The sequence below is a fragment of the Acidovorax delafieldii 2AN genome (genome assembly GCF_000175235.1).
Classification (GTDB): Bacteria; Pseudomonadota; Gammaproteobacteria; order Burkholderiales; family Burkholderiaceae_C; genus Acidovorax; species Acidovorax delafieldii_B.
Genome location: NZ_ACQT01000115.1, coordinates 1 through 11,913, shown reverse-complemented (window position 1 = coordinate 11,913; position 11,913 = coordinate 1). Strand labels below are relative to the sequence as shown.

The following is an 11,913-nucleotide window of genomic DNA, read 5'->3' as shown; positions in this document are numbered from 1 at the left end:
TAGGGATGTAGCTGTACCGCTCGGAACGGCTCTCATGCGGGGCATCCGCAAAGATGGACGGGGCCACGCGCCGGATTTGGTCATCCGACAAGGGGTAATCGGAACGCAGCGCCGGGGAATGGGAAGCAAAACGGGATGCAAGCATGTCTTTCTCCTGACTTGGTTGTTGAAGAAAACCGCACACCGGATTCCTAGATTCGGAGCCCAGCCTTTCGGCTGTTCGGTGCGGTCGGCACGAGGAACCTGGTTGGCCCTGTTGCCACCGTCTTTCCTGAGTTCATCGCCCGCGACGGTCAGGAGCGCGCGGACGGGGGCCGTCAAGGAGGCAAGCGCAGGGTTGGTGCGGCCCGCAGCGCAGCGAGGACACGGCCCTGCGCGCCTTGACGGCGCACGGGAGCGGGCTACAGTCGCGGACAAGGTGATGAAGTCAGGGGAGACGGCTGGACAAGGCAACGGCCTTCCCCATGCGCCGACCGCACGGCAAGCGAAGCGCGCAGGCCCGAAGCTGGAAGCCGGGCCGGAGGCGTCAGCCGATCAGCGCGAGGGAATGATGGAAGCCCGACAGGGGCGAAACCCCGCAGGGGGTTCGATGCGCAGCACGACAGCGCGACCGGCCATGTTTCCTGGCCGGGGACGCCCGGACTTCAAGGCTCGATGCACAAGCTCATGCTCCAGGCATCGGGAAGCCGGCTCGGCGGCCTTTGAGGGGCGCCAAGCTCGCGCGGCGGGGATAGCCCGCAGGGCTTTCCCCTGGAGACAAGCAAAGCGCGCAACGCCCCGTTAGGGGCGCGAAGGCATCACGCCGAGTCGTCAGAGCGCAGGCTGGATTCCGACAGCAGCACGATGCGCTGCTCGTCAGTGATGAGTGCGTTGTTCATGGTGAGCTCCTGAAAGGTTGCCGGGCGGAATTGCCCGACCCTTTCGGGGCACTGCGCAGCGCAAGCAGTCAAGGGTCAACGACGGCCGCAGGCCGCAAGAGTGCGAGCACGCGCCGCCCTTGCACGGCGAGAACGCCGTGGCACGATGGAGAAGCAACAAGCCGCCACACCGCGCCACCCAGGCACAGCCGGTATTAGCAAGCGCAGCGCGCAGGCCCGGATCTGCGATCAGGGCCGCAGTTGCGTGAAGGATCGACGCCGCATGGCCGTGATTCGGCACGAAGCACGGGGCAACGCCCGAGAGCCTGACGGCGCCGCGCGCCGACACGCCCCAGGGCGGGGTGCAAATCTTCTGAACCCAGTAGTTACTGTTTTGTAGAGATCGCTACATCATTGCAACGACCGTGACAGGGATTTAAGCTGTTGCCATGACTCTCACCTCCGACTCTTGGCTGACCCTCATCGTCAGCCTCCCCTCCGCGAGCGCCACGGCACGCATGCGGATTTGGCGCGCCGTCAAGGCGCTCGGCTGTGCCGCCTTGCGCGACGGCGCCTACCTACTGCCCGCTCAGGCCGAACAGGCTGCGCAGCTACAAATGCTGGCCGATGAAGCGCTGCAGGAAGGTGGCCAAGCCTGGCTGCTGCAGGTACAAGCCCTTGACCTGGCTGAGCAGGCCACCTTTCAGGCGCTGTTCGACCGGACGGCCGATTACACCCCCTGGCTGGAGGAACTGGCGCAAGCACGCCAGACGCTTTCCGCCCTGAGCGCAGCCGAACTCCAGCGTACACAGCGCAAGCATGCGCGTGCCTATGAGGTCATCCGCAAAATCGACTTCTTTCCCGGCGAGACGTCGATCCGCGCCGACGCCCAGTGGCGCGATTTCGCCAACGCCCTCGAATCTATGCAGTCACCCGGCGAGCCGCAGCCTATGGCCGGCCGCATTGCTCGGCGTGATCGCATGCAGTACCAGGGGCGAGTCTGGGCCACACGCCGCCATCTCTGGGTGGACCGCGTGGCGAGTGCCTGGCTGATCCAGCGTTTTATCGACCCTCACGCGCGCTTCCTGTGGCTGAACACCGCAGCAGACTGCCCGTCCGATGCGCTGGGTTTCGATTTCGACGGCGCGACTTTCTCGCACGTGGGCGAGCGGGTGACGTTCGAGGTACTGCTGGCGAGCTTCGGCCTGGAGGACGATCGGGGTCTCTCGCGCCTGGGAGCCATGGTGCATGCGCTCGACGTGGGTGGCGCGACCACACCCGAGGCCAGCGGCTTCGAGGCCGTGCTGGCCGGCGCACGCAAGCGCTGGCCGGACGACGACGCGCTGCTGGTCGACATCGGCGGCGTGCTGGATTCGCTCCATGCCCATTTCTCCAGTAGTCGCAAAACGTGACGACCCACCTCAGATCACTTCTTTAACTCAGATCACTTTTTTAGGAACGAATCTTCATGAACGAGACCACTTCAGCTGCAGCCATCAGCAGTGCGGCGCCTCGCAGCTATACGCTGTGGCAATTGATTGCTTATTTCTTACGGCTCGGAGCACTGGGCTTCGGCGGACCCGTAGCCCTGGCCGGCTACATGGATCGCGACTTGGTGGAACGGCGCCAATGGTTCACCGAGGCAGACTACAAGGAAGGGCTGGCCTTGGCGCAGCTCGCGCCAGGACCGTTAGCCGCGCAGTTGGCCATCTACCTGGGCTTTGTTCACTACAGCTTCCTAGGGGCCACCCTGGTGGGCCTCGCTTTTGTGCTGCCCTCGTTTCTGATGGTGATCGGACTGGGTTGGGCCTATACGCATTTCGGCGGCCTGGGTTGGATGCAGGCCGTGTTTTATGGCGTGAGTTCCGCTGTCATTGGGATCATTGCTGTCAGCACCTGGAAGCTCTCTACCAAGAACATCGGCAAAGACAAACTGCAATGTGCCATCTTTGCAGTAGCGGCGGCAGTGACAATCATCACCCAATCCGAGGAACTGTGGTTGTTCCTGGGCGCAGGCATTCTCGTGTGGTTGTTGCGCGCGCCGCCGAAATTTATTAAGCCGTCCAGCACGCTGCACAGCAGTGCTATTCCTTTGCTGGCCTTGCTTGGCTTGTCCAACGTCGACTGGACCAGGCTGTGGCAGATCACCAAGTATTTCTTCTACGCGGGCAGCTTTGTTTTTGGTAGCGGCCTAGCTATCGTCCCGTTTCTGTACAGCGGAGTGGTCAAGGAGTACGGATGGTTGACCGATCACCAGTTCCTTGACGCTGTCGCAGTCGCCATGATCACTCCCGGTCCTGTCGTCGTCACTACCGGGTTCATCGGCTTTCTGGTCGCGGACTTCTGGGGCGCGGTTGCTGCGGCGCTGGCAACCTTCCTGCCGTGCTATCTCTTCACAGTCCTGCCAGCCCCGTACTTCAAGAAATATGGAAAGAAACCGGGAATCGTGGCATTCGTCGATGGCGTGACGGCAGCCGCCATCGGATCGTTGGCCGGAGCCGTGGTAGTTATCGGGGTGCGCTCGATCAAGGACGTTCCCACGGCGCTACTCGCCCTGGGGACTGCTGCCTTGCTTTGGAAATTCAAGAAGTTGCCGGAGCCGATCGTTGTCGCTGCCGCGGCACTGATTGGGCTGGTCGTCTACCCGCTGGTGACCCGCAGCTGAATAGAAGCGAGAGGAGTCCACGCCTTAACCCATGACTTGCCACATTTCTAGGAACACTCCAATGGATTTACAACTACGCCCCCTTACCATCAACCTCGCTGCCCTCAACGGGCTGTCCGAGAAACTCATCCTCAGCCATCACGCGAATAACTACACCGGCGCAGTCAAGCGCCTGGATGCTATTCGCCAGCAACTGGCGCACCTGGATTGGCCGACCGCTCCGGTCTTCATGATCAATGGCCTGAAGCGCGAAGAGCTGATCGCCGCCAATTCCGCTTGGCTCCACGAGCTGTACTTCGACACGCTGGGAGGCGACGGTGCATTGCCGGACTCCGGCCTGGCAGTTGCCTTGGCCCGCGACTTTGGCAGCGTTGACCGCTGGCGCACGGAATTCTCCGCACTGGCCAAGGCCATGGGCGGCGGCTCGGGGTGGGCGCTGCTGTCATGGTCCACACGCGAGGCGCGGCTGATCAACCATTGGGCGGCAGACCATACGAACCTGCTGGCCGGCGCCACACCGCTGCTGGCACTGGACATGTACGAGCACGCCTACCACATGGATTTCGGTGCCAAGGCGGCCGCGTATGTTGACGCCTTCATGCAAAACATCCGCTGGAATGCCGTGATGCAGCGCTACGCTGCCGCCGTCGAGGCTGATGCACTGCCCTGGTCGGCCGCACCAGAGGAAGTCGGCGGTGACCTCCAACTGATCGACGTGCGACGCACGGCAGGCTACGCACAAGCGCCTGATCGCATCGCCGGGGCCATTCGGCGCGATCCCGTGCAGTTGGCAAATTGGAGCCGTGAAATCGATACCTCTAAACCCGTCCTTGTGTATTGCGTGCACGGCCATGAAGTCAGCCAGTCGGTGGCGCTCGCGCTACGAGCGCATGGCCTCGACGCACGCTTCGTGGCCGGAGGCATCGAAGCCTGTCGCGCTGCTGGCGTGACATTTGAAGCAAAGGAGTAGCACCATGAAGTGGATTACACGCGAACGCCCCAAGATCGACCGCATCGCCTGTCCCTGGCTGGTTGCGCGCTTCATCGACCAGCAGGCGGAATTTCTCTATGTGCCGGCCAGCGAGGTGCTGAAAACCGCCAACGCTACCGGCGCCATCCCCTACGACATCCCGAATGTCGAACTAAGCCATGTGGGCGAGCTGTGCAGTTTCGATTCCTTCCTGTCGAAGTACCACCTGGACGACCCAGCGCTGCGCCAGTTGGCCGAGATCGTGCGCGGCGCCGACACCTCCCGGCTCGACCTGACGCCGCAATCAGCAGGGCTCTATGCGCTCTCGCTCGGGCTGTCGCACAACTTTAGCGACGACCACGAAATGCTCCAGCACGGCATGGTGATGTACGACGCCCTCTATGCGTGGTGCCGCGCATGCCAGGCCGAGACACACAACTGGCCGCCGGTCATGCCAGCCTGATCCGCCCAACTGAAAATGCACCAAATGTCCGCAATCCCCCGTCTTGCCTTCGCCACACTCATTCAGTCCCTGAGCCTGGTGGCGGCATCGGCAGCGCCCGGCCCCAGCGAACTCACCGGCGCGCAGATCAAGACAGTCTTCGTCGGCAATGTCATATCCGAAGGCGCGCACTGGTCCGCTTACCTCCTTCCCGATGGACGCACGAAGTCCATTGAACTGGGGCGGCCGCACCAGGGGCATTGGAAGATCGTGGGCAAGGAATTGTGCGTAAGCATCAGCACGGGTGTAGAGCCCGAATGCTGGACGGTACTGCGCAAAGGCAAGGCCTATCTGCTGCGCGCCCACGGCCAAGACCTCTACGAGGTCACTCCGGAACCTCTGTCGTCGAAATACCCGTTCGATTGACCGGCACCTGCCTCGATTACCCGCTCCGGCCAGCCCCCGGAGCTGCATCCCGCCAACTACCAAGGAAACTCCATGCTGCGTCTAACCCTCTCCACACTGGCCCTGGCCGCGGGCCTGCTCACTACAGGCGCCCCGGCCATGGCCCAGGCCATCGACACCGCTGCCATCGAAACGGCCACCGGCCTCAAGGGCAGCTACAACCAGGCGGAAAACGTCTTCAAGGTCAGCAAGCCACGCGACGACGTGAAGATCAATGTCGATCGCTGGACCATGCCACCGTTCATGGGGCTCACCTCCTGGGCCGCGTTCACGCCAATGGGCTCGTCCACCATGATGATGGGCGATACGGTGCTGTTCGAGGATGAAGTCAACCCGGCGATGAGCGTCGCGCTGGACAACGGCCTGGAAGTGACTGCGCTGCACAACCACTTCTTCTTCGACCAACCCAAGGTCTTCTTCATGCACATCGGCGGCATGGGGGATGCACGCAAGCTCGCCACAGGCGTGAAGGCGGTGTACGACCGCATCGCGCAGGTGCGCGCCGCCCAAGGCACGCCGGCCAGCAGCTTCGCGGGCGACATCGCATCGCCAAGCCATGTCACTGCTGCGCCCATCGAGGAGATTCTGGGCAGCAAGGCGCAGGTCAAGGATGGCATGGTGAAAGTAACCCTTGGCCGCACAGCCAAGATGCATGGAACCACCGTCGGCAATGAAATGGGCATCAATACCTGGGCGGCCTTTGCTGGCGACGATGAGCATGCGGTAGTCGATGGCGACTTCGCCATGCATGAAAACGAACTGCAGACGGTCCTGAAAACCATGCGTGGCCAGAGCATCAACATCGTGGCAATCCACCAGCACATGACCTACGAGGAACCGCGCTACGTCTTTCTGCACTACTGGGGAAAGGGCAAGGCCGTGGATCTGGCTCAGTCAGTGAAGAAGGCGCTGGATGCGCAGAAGGCGGCGAAGTGACAAAGAAGACCTTCAGCTCGGTTACGCAACGCCTCTCAACAAGCTCTACCCGGCACCTCATGCGCTTCATCATCGCCGGGGCCATGTTTCCCGCACTTGCCGCAACCGCCAGGGAGGTGCCGCTGACCGGCCCGCAGATTCGTGCGACCATCAGCGGCAAGTATGTGACCGATGAACACCATTGGGGGCACAAGTATTTCGCGGACGGGCGCGTCGAGCGATCGGAGAACGGCCGCCAGCGGTCTGCGCGCTGGTCCGTCAAAGGCAATCAGCTATGCCTGCTGCAGCCGGAAATCAGCAAGGACGAACCGATCTGCTACAGCGTCCTGCGCGACGGACAGGAGCTGCAGTACAAGGACGATGCGCAGTTCGTGGTGTATTGGGGGCTGGTGCGGCCCATGCCCAAACGAGAGCCGTGAACGGGGGCGCGAATGGCTAAGGATTGCATGCACGCAGGCGACTGACATGGCGCACTACCTCTGGAAACTGCGTCCCTACTATCGGCAGACCGCCGGGCAGCTTGTCCTCGGCTCCCTGGCAGGCGTCGTCATGAACACGGCCGTGGTCCTGCCCGCCGTGTGCCTCGGGCGCGCGATCGACGCCGCGACGCACTTCGCGCAGGGCCAGGCGACGCGCGCGACGCTACTGCAGGCCGTCGCGCTGTTCGCCGCCGCAACCCTGGCCACAGAACTGCCGCGACTGGGCAAGCGCTGGTGGTTGATGACGGCCAACGCGCGCATCCGCGCCAATCTGCGCGCGGATGCCCTGCGCGGGGTGCTCGCCTGGCCGATGGCAAAGCTGACTGCCACGCCTGTTGGCGACACCATGGCGCGCGTCATCGGTGACGTCGAAGTGCTGGGCGTCGGTATCCGCGAGGTGATCGTCGAGACCTGGGACACGCTCCTGTTCTTGGTGTCGTTCTTCGTCGCCATGCTGGTGCTGGACTGGTCATTGACCCTGCGGGCGCTGATTCCCGTGCCCTTCGCGATGGTGCTGGCCTGGGCCGCCGGACGCTTTATCCACCAACGCACGACGGCGGCTCGACAAGCCAACGGCGCGTTGACTGCGGGACTGCAGGAGCAACTGTCCGGCATCCGCGTCGCGAGACTACTGGGGATGAAGCAGGCCGCACAGGCGCGGATCGAGTGGCTCGCAGATGCACAGGCGCACACCAATCTCGCGGCGGCGCGGCCCCGCGCCGGCCTGCCCGCGGTCTACACCACGCTGATGGCGGCCGGCATCGTTCTGGTGCTGTGGCAAGGCGGCGAAAAGGTCATCGCAGGCGCGTGGACGCTGGGGGCGTTCGTGACCTATCTGGACCTTTTTCTGCGCTTCACCGGGCGCGGATTTCGGGTGCCGCAGCTCGTGAACTCGGTGCAAGCAGGCGGCGCAGCCTACGCGCGGCTCGCCCCCTTGCTCGCTGCGGCCCTGCCTGCTCGCGGCGAGCATCGGTTCGCTTCGTTTCGCGCCGGCTACCTGGCCGGAACGACTCCGCGCTCGACTCTCACCGAGCCGGCGTCACGAGTTGAACGCGGGCTCGCCGTATCCCTGCACAACGTGAGCTTCTCTCACGGCAACGCCGACGCCGCCGTCACGGCGCTGAACCAGGTCTCGCTCGAGATTTCGGCAGGCGCGTTCGTAGCAGTGACCGGGCCGGTCGGCTCGGGCAAGAGTGCGCTGGCGAAGGCTCTGCTGGGCCTGTACCCGCTCGCCGGCGGTACCGTTTCCCTGGACGGCGACACGCCCGCACGACATCGCGGTGACATCGGTTACCTGCCGCAGGAGCCCTTCCTGTTCTCGGGTACGGTGCGCGAGAACATCACCATGGGACGTGAGCAGGCCGACCTCGCCACGATGAGCGCCCTGGAAATCGCCGCGCTTGCGAAGGACGTTTCGGGCTTCGAGCACGGCGTCGATGCCGAGATCGGCGAGCGCGGCATTCGCATTTCCGGCGGTCAGCGGCAGCGCGTCGCACTGGCACGCGCGGCGGCGGCGGGACCTCGGCTGCTGGTGCTGGACGATCCGTTCTCGGCGGTCGACGTCGCGACGGAGGCTCAGATCATTGCCAGCCTGCGCGCGGAGTTCGGCCGCGGGGCGCCGGCCGCGCGACAGGCCACCATCGTCCTGTGCTCGCACCGGCTGGCGGCCTTCCCGCAGGCGGATCTCGTCGTCGTGTTGGATGGAGGACGCATAGTCGAACGAGGCTCTCATGAACAGCTGATGCTGGCGGGCGGCCTGTATGCACGGATCTACGCGGCGCAGGTCGCGATGGCACAGCCGGAGGACGCATGACCGCAACACAGTCACAGCCGGCACCGACAACACGCCGAGGACTCACGACCGCCCAGGTGGGCTCGCTACTGGCGCCGCAGAGACGCCTGCTCGTGGCCATCGCAGCCTGCGTGCTTGCCGGTGCGGCGCTGGAGGTGCTGCCGCCGCTCCTCGTGCGGCAGGCCGTGGACGCCCACTTGGCCGTGGGCCGTGGCGACGGCCTGATGCTGCTGGGCGTGCTCTACCTGCTGGTCGTGGCCGGGCAGCAGGCGTTGGGCTTCGCGTCTGCGTACGGCACCGCGATCGCAGCCCAACGGGCGTTGCGCGACCTGCGCGCGCGCCTGTTTGGCCATCTGCAACGGCTGCCTGCGCGCTACTTCGACACGACCCCGTTGGGTGACACCGTCAGTCGCTGCACCGCAGACATCGACACCATCGACCGCCTGTTCTCGTCGGGCATCGCGAGCCTTGTCGCCGACCTCGTGCGACTGGTCACGATCACGGTGACGATGCTCGTGCTCAGTCCCTCGCTGACGCTGCTCTGCGGACTGGCCGTGCCGCCCCTGCTGTGGTTCACGCGCTGGTTCCAGCTGCGGGTATTGGCCGCTGAACGGGCCAGCCGGGAGGCCGTGGGAAGCGTCAACACGGCACTCGTGGAGACCCTCGGTGGCGCGGAGGTCATTCGTGCTTTCGGACGAACGGGGTTCTTCGAGCACCGCTTTCGTGGCGCTCTGCAGGCCACGCAACACGCCTATCTCGCGGCCACACGCTATTCAACGATCTACACGCCGCTGATGGCCATCCTGGCGTCGCTGATCGTCTGCGGCCTGCTGTGGGCAGGCGCCGAGGGCGCGCTGGCGGGCTGGGGTGTTTCTATCGGCACGCTCACGGCCTTCGTGCTGCTGTTTCGCCGCTTCTTCGCGCCGATAACGACGCTGGGCGAGGAATGGCAGACCGTGCAGAGCGCGCTGTCCGGGGCGGAGCGCGTGTTCCAGGTCTTGGCGCTGCCGGTCGAGGAAACACCGGTCGCCCATTCCGTGCAACAGGCAAGGAGCGAACCGGAGCCGTTGATCCAGTTGAAGGATGTGATCTTCGGCTACGTCGCCGATCGCCTCGTGCTGAACGGCTTCTCCTTGAGCGTTCGCGCAGGCGAGCACGTCGCGCTGGTCGGGCGCACCGGTGCCGGCAAGAGCAGCCTGATGCACCTCGCCGGTGGCCTGTATGCGCCCTGGTCCGGCGAAATTCGCGTGGCGGGCGCGGATCCACGCGCCATGACGGACGAGGAACGCCGTCAGTGCCTGGGCGTCGTGCCGCAGACGCTGCAACTCTTCAGTGGCAGCGTGCTCGACAACCTCACGATGGGCGACGTCCTCGTGACCCGGACTGCTTGCGAAGCGGCAGCCAAGGCAACGGGCGCGCATGCGTTCATCCAGGCACTGCCGCAGGGCTACGACACGCCCCTGGACGCGGGCGAGGCCGGCGCCGCGTTGTCTGCGGGCCAACGGCAATTGCTCGCGCTCACGCGCGCGCTGGTGCGCCAGCCTGGCGTGTTGCTGCTCGACGAAGCGACTGCCGCGATCGACCACGCCAGCGACGCTGCGTTCCGCGCCGCGCTGCGCCGCGACGCGCACGACTCGTCCCGTGCCGTTCTGATCGTGGCGCATCGGCTGTCAACGGCGCAGGAGGCCGATCGCGTCATCGTGATCGAGGACGGCCGCATCCTCGAACAAGGCGCGCCGGACGAGCTGATTCGGTGCCGGGGTCGCTTCGCTGCGCTGCTGGCCATGGAGACGGCAGGCTGGGATTGGCATCAACGTTGACGTTGGAGGACAGACATGGGCAAGGACTTCTACATACAACCCGACGCGGCCGACCCGGTGCTCGATCCCGACGCGGTGCTCGCGATCGTGCGCCTGCATGCGGCGGGCGCGAAGGCCGTCAGGGCCGTCGACGAGAGCGGCGGCGAGGCGCGCACCTATGCGATCGACGACGGCCTGATCCTGAAGGTTCAGAGACCACAACAGCTGCGCGCGCGAACGAGCCTGGACAAGGAGCGTTTCCTGTTGGAGCAGCTGGCAGGCCTGGAGGGCGTACGCGTTCCACGAGTCCTTGGTGGGGGCGTCGCCGAACCCGGGATCGAGTACACCTTGATGACGCGCATGCCCGGCGTGCCGATGCACTCGGCAAGGTTCGACGGTGACCTCCGCCGGCGTACGCTGGTTGACCTGGGGCGCATGCTGCGTCGCATTCACGCAATCCCTCAGCAACCCCTGTTCGAGGCGCGCCTGATCCCCGGCGACCACACGGCGGCCGACGTTCGCACACGGTTCGGCGGCCTCTTCGACGACGCCGTCACAGCCGTGGCGCGGGCGGCCCAGCCCTGGCCGTTCGCGCTCGACCCGTTGCAGTTGGCGCGCCTCGCGATGCGCGCCTTGCCGGACGCAGACGCCTGGGTGGCCTTGCACAGCAACCCCGGCCCCGAACACGTCTTCGTCGATCCGCAGACTAGGCAGTTGACTGGCCTCATCGACTTCGGCGATGCGTATTTCAGCCACCCGGCGCTCGATCTGCGCCGATGGCCTCGGCCCATCGATCGGGGCCGCGGTTCACGCCGGGTACTGCAGCGAGGAGAAAACGAGCGAGAGGTTCAACCAGACATGGCGCGTGGCCTGTGTGCTCACCGACATGCTCGCCATCGCACAGAGTCCGGAATGCCGCACTGCAGGGCTCGTCGAGTTGGAAGAACTTGTCGAGCGGTTGCGCTTACGGCTTACGTGATGGCTGTCTTGGCGCCGACCGATCACCCGCGAAAGGGTAGTACCCCCATCCTCTGGAGACACGGGGAGCCGCTACAACGCCGCGGTATTCGCTTTCAGCGTGCGATCCAGCTTGCGGTGAATGAGTGATACCAGTGTCAGGATGTCCAGGGCATCTTGTTCGGACATCGGCCAGTTTGTCTTGGGGGCATGGGCGAGTGGGTTGCGCACGGCGCCGAAGAGGCCCACCAGCAGATGGGCGAAGCCTTTTTGCTCGCTCTTCTCAGATTCGGTGGCGAGCGAACCGAAAACCAGGATCGGGTTTTGCGTCGAAAACGTCCGGCTCACTAACTCGGCGCCATCCATGGTCAGGCCAGACATGGAACGGATGCGCTCGGCGACACCTTTGGTCGACTCGAAGACGGCATGGAAATAGTTTTCATCCAGCAGTTCGGCGCGACAGTAGTTGAGTACTTCAGCATGGACTTTGCGGCTTTCAAGTGCCGACTTCAGCCGGCAGGCGCGCGAGCGCGCGGCGTCCAATGTCGTGG

The 11,913-nt window shown here is 64.6% G+C and carries 12 protein-coding genes; 10 read left to right on the top strand and 2 right to left on the bottom strand.

The genetic code is table 11. The annotated features are described in order from the left end of the window. Positions 1–797: 797 nt before the first annotated feature. Positions 798–950 carry a hypothetical protein gene (locus ACDELDRAFT_RS25095; protein ID WP_157764933.1) on the bottom strand — a complete coding sequence of 51 codons (153 nt, stop codon included), beginning with the start codon at positions 948–950 and terminating at the stop codon, positions 798–800. Positions 951–1,306: 356 nt separating this feature from the next. On the opposite strand from ACDELDRAFT_RS25095, the gene ACDELDRAFT_RS13955 reads away from it, so the two are divergent. From ACDELDRAFT_RS13955 to ACDELDRAFT_RS13910, 10 genes are all read left to right on the top strand, one after another. After that, positions 1,307–2,269 (top strand): chromate resistance protein ChrB domain-containing protein, encoded by a 963-nt coding sequence (locus ACDELDRAFT_RS13955; RefSeq protein WP_005797799.1) that lies wholly within the window; start codon positions 1,307–1,309, stop codon positions 2,267–2,269. A gap of 56 nt (positions 2,270–2,325) precedes the next feature. Continuing rightward, positions 2,326–3,522: a chromate transporter gene (locus ACDELDRAFT_RS13950; protein WP_005797798.1), complete on the top strand. Its 1,197-nt coding sequence runs from the start codon at positions 2,326–2,328 to the stop codon at positions 3,520–3,522. A 61-nt stretch (positions 3,523–3,583) separates the two neighbouring features. After that, entirely contained in the window at positions 3,584–4,492 is a 909-nt protein-coding gene (locus tag ACDELDRAFT_RS13945) for a Fe-Mn family superoxide dismutase (RefSeq protein WP_005797796.1), read from the top strand. 4 nt (positions 4,493–4,496) lie between these two features. Further along, positions 4,497–4,955, top strand: a complete 459-nt coding sequence (locus ACDELDRAFT_RS13940) for a chromate resistance protein ChrB domain-containing protein (protein ID WP_005797792.1) — start codon at positions 4,497–4,499, stop codon at positions 4,953–4,955. Positions 4,956–4,979: 24 nt separating this feature from the next. After that, positions 4,980–5,360, top strand: coding sequence for a hypothetical protein (locus tag ACDELDRAFT_RS13935; protein WP_013722014.1), 381 nt, complete (start codon positions 4,980–4,982; stop codon positions 5,358–5,360). Between the two features lie 72 nt (positions 5,361–5,432). Next, positions 5,433–6,335 carry a DUF1259 domain-containing protein gene (locus ACDELDRAFT_RS13930; RefSeq protein WP_005797786.1) on the top strand — a complete coding sequence of 301 codons (903 nt, stop codon included), beginning with the start codon at positions 5,433–5,435 and terminating at the stop codon, positions 6,333–6,335. 59 nt (positions 6,336–6,394) lie between these two features. Beyond that, the gene (locus ACDELDRAFT_RS13925) at positions 6,395–6,754 is read left to right on the top strand and encodes a hypothetical protein (protein ID WP_005797784.1); all 360 of its coding nucleotides are present in this window, start codon (positions 6,395–6,397) and stop codon (positions 6,752–6,754) included. 46 nt (positions 6,755–6,800) lie between these two features. Further along, a complete protein-coding gene (locus ACDELDRAFT_RS13920; protein WP_005797782.1) occupies positions 6,801–8,627 on the top strand; it encodes an ABC transporter ATP-binding protein in 1,827 nt (608 codons plus the stop codon). After that, a complete protein-coding gene (locus ACDELDRAFT_RS13915) occupies positions 8,624–10,426 on the top strand; it encodes an ABC transporter ATP-binding protein (protein ID WP_005797780.1) in 1,803 nt (600 codons plus the stop codon). The genes ACDELDRAFT_RS13920 and ACDELDRAFT_RS13915 overlap by 4 nt, the downstream gene beginning before the upstream one ends. Before the next feature lie 15 nt (positions 10,427–10,441). Next, complete coding sequence (locus ACDELDRAFT_RS13910) at positions 10,442–11,512, top strand: phosphotransferase family protein (RefSeq protein WP_005797778.1); 1,071 nt, start codon at positions 10,442–10,444, stop codon at positions 11,510–11,512. Here the strand turns inward: ACDELDRAFT_RS13910 and ACDELDRAFT_RS13905 are convergent. Then, a partial coding sequence (locus tag ACDELDRAFT_RS13905; protein WP_005797777.1) for a TIGR02391 family protein occupies positions 11,456–11,913 on the bottom strand: 458 nt, incomplete at its 5' end. The two genes, ACDELDRAFT_RS13910 and ACDELDRAFT_RS13905, sit on opposite strands and share 57 nt — an antisense overlap.